This is a genomic window from Streptomyces spinoverrucosus, assembly GCF_006539505.1.
Taxonomy (GTDB): Bacteria; Actinomycetota; Actinomycetes; order Streptomycetales; family Streptomycetaceae; genus Streptomyces; species Streptomyces spinoverrucosus.
In genome coordinates, this window is record NZ_BJND01000017.1 from 59,417 (window position 1) to 75,343 (window position 15,927).

The 15,927-nt window shown below is 69.6% G+C and carries 15 protein-coding genes and 1 pseudogene; 10 read left to right on the forward strand and 6 right to left on the reverse strand.

Annotated features, from left to right (window positions below; genetic code table 11):
- Positions 1-30: 30 nt before the first annotated feature.
- The gene (locus SSP24_RS11990) at positions 31-1,197 is read right to left on the reverse strand and encodes a DUF3631 domain-containing protein (protein WP_141309504.1); all 1,167 of its coding nucleotides are present in this window, start codon (positions 1,195-1,197) and stop codon (positions 31-33) included.
- Positions 1,198-1,875: 678 nt separating this feature from the next.
- Positions 1,876-2,109, reverse strand: coding sequence for a helix-turn-helix transcriptional regulator (locus tag SSP24_RS11995; protein WP_170320875.1), 234 nt, complete (start codon positions 2,107-2,109; stop codon positions 1,876-1,878).
- A gap of 468 nt (positions 2,110-2,577) precedes the next feature.
- Between SSP24_RS11995 and SSP24_RS12000 the strand changes: the two genes are divergently transcribed.
- Together SSP24_RS12000 and SSP24_RS12005 are read left to right on the forward strand one after the other, a co-directional pair.
- Positions 2,578-2,781 carry a hypothetical protein gene (locus SSP24_RS12000; RefSeq protein WP_141309505.1) on the forward strand — a complete coding sequence of 68 codons (204 nt, stop codon included), beginning with the start codon at positions 2,578-2,580 and terminating at the stop codon, positions 2,779-2,781.
- 1 nt (position 2,782) lies between these two features.
- Positions 2,783-4,110: pseudogene (locus tag SSP24_RS12005) on the forward strand (tyrosine-type recombinase/integrase).
- Positions 4,111-4,177: 67 nt separating this feature from the next.
- Here the strand turns inward: SSP24_RS12005 and SSP24_RS12010 are convergent.
- Positions 4,178-4,615: a hypothetical protein gene (locus tag SSP24_RS12010; RefSeq protein ID WP_141309506.1), complete on the reverse strand. Its 438-nt coding sequence runs from the start codon at positions 4,613-4,615 to the stop codon at positions 4,178-4,180.
- Between the two features lie 459 nt (positions 4,616-5,074).
- Between SSP24_RS12010 and hemL the strand changes: the two genes are divergently transcribed.
- The 8 genes from hemL to SSP24_RS12055 all read left to right on the forward strand — a co-directional run bounded on the left by hemL (position 5,075) and on the right by SSP24_RS12055 (position 13,295).
- On the forward strand, positions 5,075-6,391 hold the full coding sequence (gene hemL / locus SSP24_RS12020; RefSeq protein WP_141309508.1) for a glutamate-1-semialdehyde 2,1-aminomutase: 1,317 nt from the start codon (positions 5,075-5,077) through the stop codon (positions 6,389-6,391).
- Entirely contained in the window at positions 6,388-7,068 is a 681-nt protein-coding gene (locus SSP24_RS12025) for a histidine phosphatase family protein (RefSeq protein WP_141309509.1), read from the forward strand. Before hemL ends, SSP24_RS12025 begins: the two co-directional genes overlap by 4 nt.
- Positions 7,069-7,293: 225 nt before the next feature.
- Complete coding sequence (locus SSP24_RS12030; RefSeq protein ID WP_141309510.1) at positions 7,294-8,571, forward strand: polysaccharide deacetylase family protein; 1,278 nt, start codon at positions 7,294-7,296, stop codon at positions 8,569-8,571.
- Between the two features lie 66 nt (positions 8,572-8,637).
- Complete coding sequence (locus tag SSP24_RS12035; RefSeq protein ID WP_141309511.1) at positions 8,638-9,243, forward strand: TlpA family protein disulfide reductase; 606 nt, start codon at positions 8,638-8,640, stop codon at positions 9,241-9,243.
- 1 nt (position 9,244) lies between these two features.
- A complete protein-coding gene (locus SSP24_RS12040; protein ID WP_167529573.1) occupies positions 9,245-10,015 on the forward strand; it encodes a cytochrome c biogenesis CcdA family protein in 771 nt (256 codons plus the stop codon).
- A 3-nt stretch (positions 10,016-10,018) separates the two neighbouring features.
- Complete coding sequence (gene resB, locus SSP24_RS12045) at positions 10,019-11,740, forward strand: cytochrome c biogenesis protein ResB (protein WP_141309512.1); 1,722 nt, start codon at positions 10,019-10,021, stop codon at positions 11,738-11,740.
- Positions 11,737-12,843, forward strand: coding sequence for a c-type cytochrome biogenesis protein CcsB (gene ccsB, locus SSP24_RS12050; RefSeq protein ID WP_141309513.1), 1,107 nt, complete (start codon positions 11,737-11,739; stop codon positions 12,841-12,843). Before resB ends, ccsB begins: the two co-directional genes overlap by 4 nt.
- Positions 12,844-12,890: 47 nt before the next feature.
- Positions 12,891-13,295, forward strand: coding sequence for an SRPBCC family protein (locus SSP24_RS12055; RefSeq protein ID WP_141309514.1), 405 nt, complete (start codon positions 12,891-12,893; stop codon positions 13,293-13,295).
- A gap of 18 nt (positions 13,296-13,313) precedes the next feature.
- Here the strand turns inward: SSP24_RS12055 and SSP24_RS12060 are convergent, their stop codons facing one another.
- From SSP24_RS12060 to SSP24_RS12070, 3 genes are read right to left on the reverse strand one after another with little or no spacing between them, the layout of a single operon-like run.
- The gene (locus SSP24_RS12060; RefSeq protein WP_229864967.1) at positions 13,314-14,288 is read right to left on the reverse strand and encodes an isopenicillin N synthase family dioxygenase; all 975 of its coding nucleotides are present in this window, start codon (positions 14,286-14,288) and stop codon (positions 13,314-13,316) included.
- 41 nt (positions 14,289-14,329) lie between these two features.
- Positions 14,330-15,094: a hypothetical protein gene (locus tag SSP24_RS12065; RefSeq protein WP_141309516.1), complete on the reverse strand. Its 765-nt coding sequence runs from the start codon at positions 15,092-15,094 to the stop codon at positions 14,330-14,332.
- Between the two features lie 35 nt (positions 15,095-15,129).
- The gene (locus SSP24_RS12070) at positions 15,130-15,876 is read right to left on the reverse strand and encodes a MerR family transcriptional regulator (RefSeq protein ID WP_141309517.1); all 747 of its coding nucleotides are present in this window, start codon (positions 15,874-15,876) and stop codon (positions 15,130-15,132) included.
- Positions 15,877-15,927: the final 51 nt, after the last annotated feature.

Genomic DNA, 15,927 nt, shown 5'->3' on the forward strand with positions numbered 1-15,927 from the left:
CGCAGTGATACGGACCCAGGGGGAGGTGGGTCAGCGGGCGTGTTTCGGGCCGGCGGGGCCGCCGGGTGGGCCGATGGGCGGCTGACCCGCCGGGGCGACGGGCGGTTTGCTCTGGGCCAGGCGCGCGGGCGTGGCGTTGTGCGCGGGGGCGGGCGCCGTCTCGGTGAGGTCGGGGCAGTGCCGGGCCCAGCTGTCGAGGAACCGGTTACGGGCGTACCCCTTGGCCTGCCTGCCCTTGTCGAACCGGTAGTTGGCCGGGCGGATGTCGAAGTCCCGCAGCATTCTGCCCAGGTGGTAGGCGTTGAGCCTGTTGGCGCCGTGCTCTGCCCAGGGTGCGTCGGGGTCCTGGAGCAGGGCGGTGACCAGATCCAGGGCGGACAGGGCTTCGGGGTTGCCGTGTGCCTCGAAGACGCGATGGATGTCGCGCAGCAGCCGTGTCTTCAGGTTGGTCTGCTCGTCCTGGGCGGCCTCGAACCGGGTCATGGCCGCAAAGGCCGCACAGGCACGGGCGGGCCAGTGGCCGCCGGCCAAGTCGGCGATGATGACCAGCGGTTCCCAGGTGTCCGCCGCCCGGTCCTCCACCGGCATGGTCGGCGCCATGCGGCCGGCCGTGCCGTGCCGCGGGCCCAGCCAGACGGCCAGCTTGTCCCGCACCGCGTTCAGCTCCGGTGTGGCGTAGCGCGAGCGGAACGGGGTCACCTTCTCGCCCGGCTTGCGTTTTTGCATACGGAGCACGACCGCTCGGTCCGTGATCGTGTCGGGCAGGTCGCCGATCGAGGCCAGTGCGGCCATGGCGAAGGTCGGATACGGGGTCGGCTTGTGCTCCGGACCGGAGATGCGCCAGGCGGGCCGGTTGCGCTGATGTCCGGCGTTCAACAGGCCGCGCAATTCCTCGTTGTCGCCGGCCTTGCTGAAGATGGCGTCGGCCTCGTCCACCAGGATCGTGCGCGGATTCTTGCCGATGACGCGGCAGAGCACGGCCGTGGACATGTTCACCGTCATGATCGGCTGGTGGACGGTTTCGTGAAGTACGTCCAGAACACGGGACTTGCCGCAGCCCTTCGTCGGGCCTACGACCGCCAGACGCGGCGCGTGCTGCAGAACGGTCTGGATGTGCGTGGCCGCCACCCACAGGGTGACCGCTGTCAGCGCCTCGTCACTGGGCAGCACGACGTACTTGCCGATCGCCGCCCGCAACTCATCCAGCAGTTCCGCACCCTCACCGGAACCCCGTTCCGCAGGGTCTGCCGGTCCCCCATGAGGCCGGGAGCCGGTCCCGTGATCCGGTCCCCGTGCGTCGACGGGACCGGTCCCCTCCTGCTGGGCGGTTCCCGCCACGGGTTGTCAGTCCCCAGTGACTGGCGGGGACCGTGATCACGGTCCCCGTTGCGGTCCCCTGGTGCAACTGCAGCCTCTTGGGGACCGGTCCCCATTTTGGCGCTGCTGACCTGCGGGTTTGCGCCGGATGTCGATACGGGGACCGGGACGTGCGGGGACCGAGCAGCGGGCACTTCGCGGGGACGGTCCCCAACAGCGGCATCAGCAGACGGCTGGGGACGGTCCTCGTGTGCCTCCACATCCGCCGAATGCTCGACGGTCCCCGGCGCCGGGGACCGTGTGTCCGCCTGGTCCCTGCGGCGCCAGGGGATGCCTTCGCCGGGGACCGCGGGAGTGGGCCAGTCGGTCGGGGAGGTGTTCGTGGAGTTGGGGGACGTAGAGTCCTCCATAGGCGTTCCTCTCCGGTGAGAGGCAGGACGGGCAAGGTCCCGCCCCTCACCAGCTCATTCGTTCAGGGATGGGCGATCAGTTGGGAAGTCTTCGGCCCTCGGCGTTGGCGCGCCGGGGGCCGCTTCGTTGTCCGCGCCAGACGCGGGGTCAGGCCGTGAGGTCGTACGAGGTCTGGGCATCCAGCCACGCGTCCACCTCCCGCCAGCGGTAGCGCAGGTGACGGCCGACCTTGTGGACGCTGGGGCCGATGCCCCGGTACTTCCACTGGTAGAGGGTCTTCACCGGTACCCCGAGGTACGCGGCCACGTCGGCGGGAGTGGCGAGCTGGTCACGCTCGGCGCCGGCAAGGCGCGGGGAGTGGTTCGGCAATGAGGTCTCCATATCGGAATCAGGGTTTTGGATGGCAGGCGTGGACAACACAGCAACCACACCACCTGGGAAGCGTCCAGAGTGGATTCTGAAACCCCCGGCTACTTCCCTCTGCGTCGCCAGGGAAGACCAAAACAGTAAGGGCGGATCCCCGGTTGCCGAAATCGCTCTCACGGAAGCCGAAATTTTCTGCGGAGAAGCAACCGGCGGAGGTGCCGGAATCCGGTACCTCGGCAGCTCAGAGGCGGCGTCCAGCAGTCAGGAGTGGCGCGGCCAGCCCGCCGGACACCCCATCCGATAGGTGCTCAAATCGCCCACTCCTTTGACGCGGAGGGAAGGTAGCACAACCTCCCCGCCGAAATGGCTCGTGATGTGCCGGAATTCGACGAGACGAACACCACTTCACCCCCGAACGACTTTTGGAGAGTTTAAGAACTAACTCTTGCCATAACGGCCGACTGCAAGTTACAGCTATCTGTCATGCCCAACCGACCTGTCGAAATAGGCCCCGCCGGCCTCCACACCGCCCGCGCAATCGAGCACCTACGCCTCGTGCGCAGCCTGCCCCAGCACCAGCTCGCGACCCCTCCCGCAGCCCTGCTGCTCCCGTGGCTGACGCACATCGCCGCGCCCTACGCCACCGCCCAGTCCCCTAACCCCATCCAGGAGGCCCTTCTTGGCTGACGTGTACGACCGCTGGCACAAGTCCCACCCCAAGCCCACCGAGACCGAGTGCGGCGAACACAAGAGCCGTACGAAGCGAATGGTCCCCACCGCCGACCACGGCATCGGCAAGCGCTGGCAGGTCCGTTACCGCGACCTGGACGGCCACCAGCGCAAGGAGAACTTCCACACGAAGGCCGAGGCGGACAACCGCGCCGCCGAGGTCGACGTCGAGATCCGGCGCGGCTCCTACGTCGTCCCGGCCGAGACGAAGCAGACGCTCGGCGCCTACGCGCAGAAGTGGCTCGACGCGAACTCCGTCGGCCCGACGACCGCGCTCCGCTACGAGGCGACGGTCCGCAACCACATCGTCGAGCACCTCGGCCGACGCGAGCTGCGGTCCCTCAACCAGCCCTCGATCATTCAGGGTTGGATTCGCACGCTCCAGGACGCCGAACTGGAGGTGTCGACGATCGAGGGCATCTTCGCTCCAGCATCCTCGGCATGGCCGTGGAGGATGGGCTGCTGCCGAAGAACCCCTGCAAGGCGAAGTCGGTCAAGTTGCCGACCGCGACCAAGAAGAAGGTCATCCCCTGGTCGCTGGAGCGTGTGCATGCCGTCATCGACGGGCTGCCGAAGCGTTTCCAGGCCGGCGGCAAGCTCGCTTTCGGCTGTGGCCTGCGCCAGGGCGAGGTGTTCGGCTTCGCAGTCGAGGACATCGACTTCAAGGGCGGCTGGATCCACGTCAACCGCCAGGTGCGGCTCGTCGGCACGAAGCCCGTCTTCGCCCTCCCCAAGGGCAACAAGATCCGGTCGGTACCCCTACCGGCCCAGCTTGCCGTCGCCGTCAAGGCTCACATGAAGGAGTTCCCGGCGGTCGAGGTCACCCTGCCCTGGGCCAAGCCGGACGGTGAGCCGAAGACCTTCCGCCTCCTCTTCGTTGACAAGAAGAGTGGGGCGTACAACCGCAGCGTCTTCAATATGGGCGACTGGAAGCGCGCCCTGGCCGCCGCCGGCGTGATCCCTCCCCGAGAGCGGGGCGCGCGCTACCTCCAGGCGGCCCCCGAGGACGGCATGCACGCCCTCCGGCACGCGTACGCCTCCGTGCTCCTGGACGCGGGGGAGAGCATCAAGGCGCTCTCGGAGTACCTCGGACACTCGGATCCCGGCTTCACGCTACGGACGTACACGCACCTGCTGCCGTCCAGCGAGACTCGCACGCGCAAGGCGATCGACGACGCCTTCACGGAAGAAGCCGAGGCGGAAGACGAGGGCGATCGGCCTGGAACCCAGGGCACATCAGTGCCCCCAACGAAATCAATGTGCCCTCAATGTGCCCTGGCCGCCTGACGGCCCCTGTCCGGCACCAAAAAGGGCGAGGCCCGAAGACCCCGCCCGATCCGCAAGAAACCCCAGGTCAGGGCCAAACCAAGCAATACGGCTGATGCCCCGCCTCATGCAACCGATGCGAGAAGTCCTGCCACTCATGCAGCAGCTGGTACACATTGAACGCATCCCGCGGCCCACCCCGGTCCGGGACCGTCGACCAGATGAAGGCCGCCGCGCCCACCGCCTCCTCGCCGATGCCGCGCAGGGGGTCGACGACGGTCATCGGGAGTTTGACCACGGCGTAGTCGGGGTGCAGGACGACCAGTTCGAGGGGCGGGACCTTGTGGAGGGGGACCCCTTGGATGCCCGTCAGCACCATCGCGGCCATCGTCTCCGGCTTGATCTTGGTGAACATGCCGTTCATGCCGAGCTCGTCGCCGCCGAGTTCCTCGGGACGCATCGAGATCGGGACGCGGGCCGCCGTAGCACCGTCCGGCGCGCCGAAGTACTTGTACGTCACCCCCACCCGACCACCATTCCTGCTCCCCGCCCGGAGTCGGTCGACCCGCTCGGGCTCACTCGGCACACCCTGTGTCTGACGTGCGTCGGCAGATTCCTCCGCGTCGCGCCGGTGCCTTCCCCGCCGGGCGCGTCGAGGACCCAGGTCATCAGTCCCCTCGCCCAGTCCGCCACCGCGATGCATATCTCCACCCGACTGCTTTTCTAGGACGCGTGGCCCCCGCCGCGCAACCCGATCATCGTGTCAGTGACCTCCCCCACGGCCGCGCGCCGAAACGTGCGTTGAAACACCTGTCCGCAGGATCTTCGCAGCCCCTGAACACCATGCCCCGCAAGAGCTGTGTGTATCAGGTCTCAGTTTCGCAGACGGAGGCGGGTGGAGGAGGATCGATCACGGGGTGCCGCGGCCTACCCTGAGGAGGTCACTGGCAACCGGAAGTCCGAGAAGTCGGAGAAGTCGCACGTCATGAGCGAACTGCCCTATTCATACGAAGCGCCTGTCTCGCAGGCTCTATTCGACCGTGCGGCCGCCGTCACGCCCGGCGGCGTCAACTCCCCGGTGCGTGCCTTCCGCGCCGTGGGCGGTACGCCCCGGTTCATGGTGTCCGGCAGCGGGCCGTATCTGACGGACGCGGACGGGCGGGAGTACGTCGACCTCGTGTGTTCCTGGGGGCCCATGATTCTCGGGCACTCCCACCCGGAGGTGATCGCCGCCGTGCAGGAGGCGGTCGCGCACGGTACGTCCTTCGGGACGCCCGGTGAGGGTGAGGTCGCGCTCGCCGAGGAGATCGTCGAGCGGGTCGGGCCGGTCGAGCAGGTGCGGCTGGTGTCCAGTGGCACCGAGGCGACCATGTCCGCCATCCGGCTCGCCCGCGGGTTCACCGGGCGGTCCAAGGTGATCAAGTTCGCCGGGTGCTACCACGGGCACGTGGACGCCCTGCTCGCCGCCGCGGGCAGCGGTGTGGCGACCTTCGCGCTGCCGGACACACCGGGCGTCACCGGCGCCCAGGCCGGCGACACCATCGTCCTGCCGTACAACGACCTCGAAGCCGTGCACGCCGCCTTCCACGCCCACCCCGGTGAGATCGCCTGCGTGATCACCGAGGCGTCGCCGGGCAACATGGGCGTCGTACCGCCGCTGCCGGGCTTCAACCAGGGGCTCAAGGACGCGTGCGCGCAGAACGGCGCCCTGTTCATCTCCGACGAGGTCATGACCGGCTTCCGGACCAGCCGCTCCGGGTGGTACGGCGTCGACGGCGTCGTTCCCGACCTGATGACCTTCGGCAAGGTGATGGGCGGTGGCTTCCCCGCCGCCGCCTTCGGTGGGCGCGCGGACGTCATGGCGCACCTCGCCCCTGCCGGTCCCGTCTACCAGGCCGGCACCCTCTCCGGGAACCCGATCGCCACCGCCGCCGGCCTCGCCCAGCTGCGGCTCCTCGACGACGCGGCGTACACCAAGGTCGACGAGGTGTCGCGGCAGATCCAGGCGCTGGTCGGCGAGGCGCTGACCAAGGAGGGCGTCGCGCACACCGTGCAGAACGCCTCCAACATGTTCTCGGTGTTCTTCACCGACCGCGCCGTGCGCGACTACGAGGGCGCCAAGGCCCAGGCGTCGTACCGCTTCACCGCCTTCTTCCACGCCATGCTGGCGAACGGCGTCTATCTGCCGCCGTCGGCCTTCGAGTCCTGGTTCGTGTCCACCGCGCACGACGAGCGCGCGGTGCAGCGGATCGCCGACGCCCTCCCGGCGGCGGCCCGCGCGGCGGCGGAGGCCACGGCATGAGCGCGCGGGACATCACCGTCGTCCACCTGATGCGGCACGGCGAGGTCGCCAATCCGGACGGGATTCTGTACGGGCGGCTGCCCGGGTACCACCTGTCCGAGCTCGGGCGGCAGATGGCCGACCGGGTCGCCGAGCACCTCGCCTCCCGGGACATCACCTACGTCGTCGCGTCCCCGCTGGAGCGGGCGCAGGAGACGGCGACGCCGATCGCCAAGGCGCACGGGCTGGACCTGGCGACCGACGCCCGGCTGATCGAGGCCGAGAACGTCTTCCAGGGCAAGGCCTTCGGCGTGGGGGACGGGGCGCTGCGCCGACCCGGCAACTGGAAGCATCTGGTCAACCCGTTCCGGCCGTCGTGGGGTGAGCCGTACGTCGAGCAGGTCATCCGCATGATGGGTGCGCTGGACGCGGCGAAGGACGCGGCGCGTGGGCACGAGGCGGTGCTGGTGAGCCATCAGCTGCCGATCTGGATCGTGCGGTCGTACGTCGAGAAGCGGCGGCTGTGGCACGACCCGCGCCGCCGGCAGTGCACGCTCGCGTCGCTGACGTCCTTCACCTACGAGGGCGACCGGATCGTCTCCGTCGGCTACACCGAGCCGGCCCGGGACCTCGTACCGCCCCATCTCCTCGCGGGCGCCAAGCCGGTGAAGGGGCAGGGCAAGGCCTTCGGGGCGTAGCGCTCCGCGGGCTGTACCGATATGCGGCTCCGCCGCGGGGCCGCGATATGCCGTCGTTCGTCTGCGGGCCCGTCGTGGCTGGTCGCGGAGTTCCCCGCGCCCCTTACCGGCGTTGTTGCGCCCTTGTTGCATTTGTTCCGGAATGGTTGCCCATCACCGGAACCTCCCCGTTCGTCGTGCCCTCTGACTGGGTGACCAGCACAGAGCACAACGGACGGGGATGGCATGCCTCACATCAGTCGACGGGGAGCGATGGGGCTCGGCGTGGGGGCGGCGGCCGCCCTGGGGCTCGCCGGATGCGGAACCCTCACTTCCTCGGACGGGCCGACCCACGCCGGAGGTTCCGGACGCAGCCCGGAAAGCAGCCCGAAGCCCACCGCCCGTCCGATAGGCGACGGTTCGACCGCCTTCACCGGCAAGCAGCCCAAGCAGCCCGCCAAGCCCGAGCCGCTGGAGCCCGGGCAGACCCCGCCGCAGTTCGTGGTCTTCTCCTGGGACGGGGCCGGCGAGGTCGGCAACGGGCTCTTCCCGCGCTTTCTCGACCTCGCCAAGGAGTACGAGGCGCACATGACCTTCTTCCTCTCGGGGCTGTATCTGCTGCCCGAGTCGAAGAAGCGGCTCTACGACCCGCCGAACAACCCGCGCGGCGCCTCCGACATCGGCTACCTCACCGACGCGCACATCAAGGACACGTTGGCCAATGTCCGCCGCGCCTGGCTGGAGGGCCACGAGATAGGCACCCACTTCAACGGCCACTTCTGCGCCGGGAGCGGCTCGGTCGGCAACTGGACGCCGCAGCAGTGGCGCAGCGAGATCGAGCAGGCCACGTCGTTCGTGAAGCAGTGGCGGACCAACACCGGCTGGACCGATCTGCCGTCGCTGCCCTTCGACTACGACAAGGAACTCGTCGGCGGCCGTACACCCTGTCTGCTCGGCCAGGACAACCTGCTGCCCACCGCCCGCGCGCTCGGCTGGCGCTACGACGCCTCCTCGCCCGGTGGACGTCAGGTCTGGCCGCAGAAGAAGCAGGGCATATGGGACCTTCCGCTCCAGCAGATACCTTTCCCCGGCCGCTCGTTCGAGGTCCTCTCGATGGACTACAACATGCTCGCCAACCAGTCGGTGAACTCCACCAAGGCCCCCGCGTACAACTACCCGGGCTGGCGTGAGCAGTCCGCGCAGGCCTACATCCAGGGCTTCAAGCGGGCATACGAGACAAATCGCGCCCCCTTCTTCGTCGGCAACCACTTCGAGCAGTGGAACGGCGGCATCTACATGGACGCCGTGGAGGAAGCCCTCAAGCACATCGCGCGGGAGAAGGAGAAGGGCGAGGACGTCCGGCTGGTCTCCTTCCGGCAGTTCGTGGACTGGCTGGACGTACAGAAGCCCGAGGTCCTCGACCAGCTGCGCACACTGGACGTGGGGCAGGCGCCCGCCGGCGGCTGGCAGGGCTTCATCAAGGCGCCCTCGACCAACACCGCGGGCTCGCAGAACGCCGCCTGAAATGCGGGTTTCGGCCCGTGAGGGGGGTGCGCAAGATCCCCAGAACGGGCATGCGAAACTTTTCACATGAGTGCCGCCCGCCGCGCCCGTAGCCGTACCGCCCTGCTCGCCACCTCCGGCGCCGCCATCGCCGCGCTGCTGCTGTCCGCGTGCGGCTCCGGCGGTACGTCCGGGGGAGGCGGCGACACCAACTTCGTCGCCGGCGCCGACGGCATCGACACCGTCGAGAAGGGCGAGCGGACCGCCGCGCCCGATCTGTCCGGCAAGACCATCGACGGCAAGCAGCTCGACGTCGCCGACTACAAGGGCAAGGTCGTCGTCCTCAACGTGTGGGGCTCGTGGTGCGGGCCGTGCCGGGCCGAGGCCAAGAACCTCGAAACGGTCTACCAGGACACCAAGGACCAGGGCGTCCAGTTCGTCGGCATCAACACCCGGGACACCAGCACCGGTCCGGCGATCGCCTTCGAGAAGGAGTTCGGCGTCACCTACCCGAGCCTGTACGACCCGACGGGCAGGCTGATGCTCCGCTTCGAGAAGGGCACTCTCAACCCGCAGGCCATCCCGTCCACGCTCGTCATCGACCGGGACGGAAAGATCGCCGCGCGCACCCTCCAGCCGCTGAGCGAGGAGAAGGTGCGCGAGATCCTCGACCCGGTCCTCGCGGAGAAGTGACGTGACGGCAGTGACCGAGCTCGCCGCCACCGGGCTCAACGACACCGTGCGCAACGGCGCCCTGCTGCTCGCCCTGCCCATCGCGCTGCTCGGCGGCCTGGTCTCCTTCTTCTCGCCGTGCGTCCTGCCGCTCGTACCCGGATATCTCTCCTACGTCACCGGCGTCACCGGCACGGACCTGGCCGAGGCCCGGCGCGGGCGGATGGTCACCGGCGCCTCGCTCTTCGTCCTCGGCTTCACCGCCGTGTTCGTCTCCGGCGGGGCGCTGTTCGGCTACTTCGGCTCGACGCTGCTGGAACACCAGAGCACGCTGACGAAGGTGCTCGGTGTCCTCATGGTGCTCATGGGCGTCTTCTTCATGGGGCTGATGCCCTGGCTCACCCAGCGCGAGTTCCGCTTCCACACCCGGCCGACGACCGGGCTCGTCGGCGCACCCTTGCTGGGCGCGCTGTTCGGCATCGGCTGGACGCCGTGCATCGGCCCGACCCTCGCCTCCGTGCTGGCGCTGTCCTCCAACCAGGCCAGTGCGGGCCGCGGCGCCCTCCTCACCATCGCCTACTGCCTCGGCCTCGGCGTCCCCTTCGTGCTCGCCGCGGTCGCCTTCCGTAAGGCCCTCGGTGCCTTCGGCTGGGTCAAGCGCCACTATGTCTGGGTGATGCGCATCGGCGGGATCATGATGATCGCCACCGGTGTGCTGCTGCTGACCGGCGCGTGGGACCGCCTGGTGCAGGAGATGCAGACCTGGTCCAACGGCTTCACTGTGGGGATCTGATCGATGAGCAAGACGACGACGAACGCTCCCGAGGGCCAGGCCCCTGCCCCGGACCAGGACCTCGGCGCGGCCGGCTCGCAGCTGTCCACCGCGCCCGCCGAGGAGGCACCGGGCCTGCCCGCCCTCGGCGTCATCGGCTGGGCCCGCTGGTTCTGGCGGCAGCTCACCTCGATGCGGGTCGCGCTGCTTCTGCTCCTGCTGCTGTCGCTGGCCGCGATCCCCGGCTCGCTGATCCCGCAGACCGGCACCGACGCCACCCAGGTCGCCGACTTCCGCGCCCGACACGAGACCCTCGCGCCGATCTACGACAAGCTCGGCCTCTTCCACGTCTACAGCTCGGTGTGGTTCTCCGCGATCTACATCCTGCTGTTCATCTCCCTCATCGGCTGTATCGTCCCGCGCACCTGGCAGTTCGTCGGCCAGCTGCGCAGCCGCCCCCCGGCGGCACCCAAGCGCCTCACCCGGCTTCCCGCGTACACGACCTGGCGCACCGAGGCCGAGCCCGAGCAGGTCCGCGAGGCCGCGCTCGCGCTGCTGAAGAAGCGCCGCTTCCGCGCCCATGTCTCCCGTGACGCGGTCGCCGCCGAGAAGGGCTATCTGCGCGAGGTCGGCAACCTCGCCTTCCACCTCGCGCTGATCGTGATGCTGATCGCCTTCGCCTGGGGCCAGTTGTTCAAGTCCGAGGGCAACAAGCTGATCCTCGAGGGCGACGGCTTCGCCAACACCCTCACCCAGTACGACGACTTCAAGTCCGGCAACCTCTTCACCCAGGACGACCTGGACCCGTTCAGCTTCACCCTGAACGACTTCCACGGCACCTACGAGGCCACCGGCCCCAACCGGGGCACCGCGCGCACCTTCCAGGCGAACGTCACCTACAGCGTCGGCGCCTACGGCAAGGACCGGAACGCCACCATCAAGGTCAACGAGCCGCTGGAGATCGGCGGCTCGAAGGTCTACCTGGTCAGCCACGGCTACGCCCCGATCGTCACCGTCCGGGACGCCGAGGGCAACGTCGTGATGAACAAGCAGGCCGTGCCCCTGCTGCCGCTCGACGCCAATGTCACCTCCTCCGGTGCGATCAAGGTGATGGACGGCTACCGCAACGCCCAGGGCGAGCGGGAACAGCTCGGTTTCAACGCCTTCTTCGTGCCGTCCTTCGCCGGCGAGGGCCACGGCACGATGCTCTCCCAGTTCCCGGCGCTGCTGAACCCGCGGCTCGCGCTGTCGGCGTACCACGGCGACCTGGGGGTCGACTCGGGCATCCCGCAGAGCGTGTACCAGCTGAACACGAAGAACCTGAAGGAGTTCAAGGACTCCAAGGGCAAGCTGTTCAAGGAGCGGCTGGCGGTCGGCGAGACCATGACGCTGCCCAACGGGGCCGGCTCGGTCACCTTCGAGGGCGTCAAGGAGTGGGCCGGCTTCCAGATCACCCAGCAGCCCGGCAGCGGCTGGGCGCTGACCGGAGCCGTCGCCGCGATCCTGGGCCTGGCCGCCTCCCTGTTCGTCCAGCGCCGCCGCGTGTGGGTGCGGGCGGTGCGGGGCGCCGACGGTGTCACCGTCGTCGAGATGGCCGGCCTCGGCCGCAGCGAGTCCGCGAAGGTGCCGGAGGAGCTGGGCGACCTCGCCGGGACGCTGTACGAGAAGGCGCCGGGCGCACCCGACCCCGACCACGAACCCGACACAACCGACCCCGCTGTACCTGCCGAAGGGGCTGAGCAGTGACTCTCGCCGCCGCCACCAACGAACACCTCGCGGACCTCAGCAACACGCTGATCTACTCCGCGATGGCCGTCTACACCCTGGCCTTCTTCGCCTACATCGCCGAATGGATCTTCGGCAGCCGCAGCAAGGTCGGCCGCACCGCCGCCGCGCTCACCGCGACGAAGAAGGCCGAGGCACCCGCCGTCACGGTGAAGAACGCCGGCGGGACCGCCGTACTGGAGCGGCCGAAGGTCGTCGTCCGGGCCGCGGCCGGCAGCCGGGACGTACCCGACGGGCCCGGGGCGCACGGTGGCGACGAGAAGGGCGACCTCTACGGGCGTATCGCCGTGTCCCTCACCGTGCTCGCGTTCCTCATCGAGTTCGGCGGTGTGCTCGCTCGGGCCCTGTCGGTGCAGCGGGCGCCGTGGGGCAACATGTACGAGTTCAACATCACCTTCTCCACGGTCGCCGTCGGTGTGTACGTCACGCTGCTCGCGCTGAAGAAGAACATCCGCTGGCTCGGCCTCCCCCTGGTCACCACGGTCCTCCTCGATCTCGGCCTGGCTGTCACTGTCTTGTACACCGCCAGCGACCAGTTGGTTCCCGCCCTGCACTCGTACTGGCTGTACATCCACGTCTCCACCGCGATCCTGTGCGGTGCCGTCTTCTACGTCGGCGCGGTCTCGACGCTGCTCTACCTCTTCCGCGACTCCTACGAGAACAAGCTCGCGGGCGGCGGCAAGCCCGGGCGCTTCGCGACCTCCGTGCTGGAGCGGATGCCCGCGGCGGCCTCCCTCGACAAGTTCTCCTACCGGGTCAACGCCGCCGTCTTCCCGCTGTGGACGTTCACGATCATCGCGGGCGCGATCTGGGCGGGCGACGCGTGGGGCCGCTACTGGGGCTGGGACCCCAAGGAGACCTGGTCGTTCATCACCTGGGTCGCCTACGCCTGCTACCTGCACGCCCGGGCCACGGCCGGCTGGAAGGGCCGCAAGGCCGCCTACCTCGCCCTGATCGCCTTCGGCTGCTGGCTGTTCAACTACTACGGCGTCAACATCTTCGTCTCCGGCAAGCACTCCTACGCCGACGTGGGGCTGAGCGCCCTCCAGTCCGTCGGGTTCTGAGCCGCGCTGCACGTGAGACAGCTCAGCTGGTCGGAGACACTGGTCTCATGACCGGTTCCATCGAGCAGGGCATCAGCCAGACCCACGGGAACACGCACATCCTGCACTTCCTGGTGCGGCTCCCGCGTCCCATGGAGCAGGTCTGGCCCTCGGTGGCCACCGCCGACGGGCTCGCGGCCTGGTTCACCCCGGCGGACGTGCTCGAACCCCACCTCGGCGGTGCGGTCACTCTGCGTGACATCGGGTCCGGGCGGATCACCGCCTGGGACGTCGACCGGGTCGCCGAGTACACGGTGGAGGGCGGCGGCCGCATCCGGTTCCATCTGGAGCGGGACGGGGAGCAGGGCAGCGCGCTGCGGTTCACACACGAGTTCGAGGGGGAGTGGGAGTCGGAGCGGGGGTGGCGGCTTCGCTTCGAGCGGCTGATCGAGGTGCTGGAGGGGGATTCCTAGAGAGCCTGGACCTCGTAGTCAGTCCACGGTGATCGAGTCGAGCTTCTCCCTCAAGTACACATGCGAGTCCACCGGCCCATACGCCACGCGCCCCACCGGTGCCGGTACCGACTCGACGATCGTCCCCGGGGTGCACTCGCCGAAGTAGACGAGGGACATCAGCTCCTCCGTCGGGGCGTCCGCGGGCGGGGGCAGGACGCGGTGGCGGCCGGAGCGCCAGCGGTCGCCGGTCCAACGGGCCATCAGGTCGCCGATGTTGATGGTGAACGCCTCCGGGTCGTACGGGGCGTCCTCCCAGCCGCCCTCGTCCGTGTACACCTGGAGTCCGCCCTTGCCGGCCTGCCGGTCCAGGATGGTGACCGTGCCGAAGTCGGTGTGCGGGCCGATCCGGAACTGGCCCGGCTCGGGGGCGCCGATGACGTCCGTGCCCGGATACCAGTTGATGTTGAAGCCGTACGTCGGGTGGGCCATGTGCCGGGTGAAGAAGTCGGGTTCGAGGCCCAGGGCCTGGCCGAGGAGGGAGAGGAGCTCGTTCTCCAGCTCGGCCATCCGCGCCAGGTACTCCTCGCAGAGCGGCCTCAGCTCGGGCACCTCCGCCGGGAAGACATTCGGCGCGTACCACTCCGCGTTGACCACCGGGTCGTCGAACGGTTCGTGCGTCGCGAAGGTCAGCGACTCCTTCAGGTCCGGCGGGGTCTCGGTGCCCTCCGCGTACCCGTTGGCCTCCGCGCCGGGCCCGAGCCAGCCGCGTCCGCCGACCTTCGCGGCGTACCGCTGCTTCACGGACTCGGGGAGCACGAAGAAGGAGCGGGCGCTCGCACGGATGCGGGCACGCAGGGCCGGGTCCACGCCGTGCCCGGTGACCAGCAGGAAACCGGCCGTCCGGAGGGCCTCGTCGACGGTACGGGCGATACCGGCGCGGGCCTGGGGGTCGCCGGACAGCCAGGGCCGTAGATCGATGGTCGGGATACGGGGGCTGCGGGGATCACTCACCGATGTCCTCATTCCACAGAGCCGGGTCCACGAGCACGATCTCACGGCCCTTCCCAGACCGTCACCGCCAGCCGGATGTGATCGGGATCCGGGATGTCCGTCACCTGGAAGGAGCCGATGCGTCGGTTCTCCGTCGCGAAGCACGCCCGGTCGCCGACCTGGACGTCCAGCGCCGGGTCGCCCAGCTGGGTGTTGAGCAGCGTGACGCACTCGGCTCGTTCCGGCGGGTCCGAACCCGGCCAGGCGGCGATCGCCCAGGGGCCGTACACCTCGTTGACACCGCGGATCGCGACGTCGCCCATCGGCGCCCGGCCGGGCGGGACCGAGTCGAAGAACCAGCCCCTGACTCCCGCGCTGCCGTCCAGCACCACCGTGCCCTGCCAGCGGACGCGCGGCTCGGCGGGTGGGGGGACGGGGAGGGTCGGTGGAGCTTCCGTTTCCGGGTCCGGTTCCGGAGTTGGAGACGGGGGCTGGGGCGTCGGCGACGGGGAGTCCGTCGTGGGCGGCGGCGGCTCGGGGGCGGTGGTCGGGTCCGCCGGGCGGGTCTCGGCGGGGGCGGAGGTGACCGATGACGGGGGAGGGGGGTCGGCCGCCGCCTGGCCGCCCGCGTCGTTCGCCGGTCCGATCACCACGACGAGCACGGTCGCGCCCGCCCCGATCAGCGCGGCGAGCACGGCACCGGCGAACCCGATGACCGCCGCCCTGACCCCGGAATCCTGCTGCCCGTACCAGGCGGCGAACCGTGCCCGACGGCCGGGCGCCGCGGGGGACGGCGGCCGGGGAGTCCCGGTGCGTGGGTTCGTCATCGGTCGCGTGCCCCCTGTCTCCTCCCGTCGGGGCGTCAACTGTACGGCCGGCGGGGTGGATTGGTCGCCCGGTCTCCGATGATGGTGTCGAGGTAGCCGTGCAGGGCCCCGGCCCCCGCGAGCATCGCGCGCGTACGGGCGTTCAGGGCCGCGCCCCGCTCGGTGATCGCCGTCCGCAGTGCCTCCGTACCGCCCTCGCGGCGCAGGTCGTCCAGCACCGGCCGGATCTGGTCGAGGAGGTAGTGGTTGCCGCGCAGGGTGTGGATCAGGCGGGCGTCCCGGACGTCCTCGGGTCCGTAGACGCGGTACGCCGTCCCGCGCTCCCGGCGTGGCGACAGCAGGCCCGCCGCCTCCCACACCCGCAGCGCGGAGGGCCGTACGCCGAGCAGCGCGGCCACCTCGCCGACGCGCAGCCCGGAGTGCGGCAGCGGCTCCGCGGGGCGGCCGGCGAGGGTCTCCAGGGCCTCGCTCGTCGCCCGCAACCGCTCCCGTTCCTCGTGCAGCGCGGCATGCGCGGCGTCCACCAGCGCCAGCGCCCCCGGTACGTCACCGTCGTGCACGGTCCGCATGATCCGGGCCGCCGCTGTCGGGCCGTAGCCGGGCACCAGGGCGCGGAAGGCGAGCAGGGCGCGGCGGTGGGCGTCGGTGAAGGTGCGGTAGCCGGACGCCGTGCGGTCGGCGGGGGGAAGGACGCCCGCGTCCTCGTAGTTGCGGATCTGCTGCGTGGAGACACCGACCAGGCGGGCGAGGTCCACCGGGCGCAACCGATCGTCGTTCGTCACGGATTTGAAGCTTACGGGACTCAAAATGCCTGCGCATCGGGTGATTGCGCG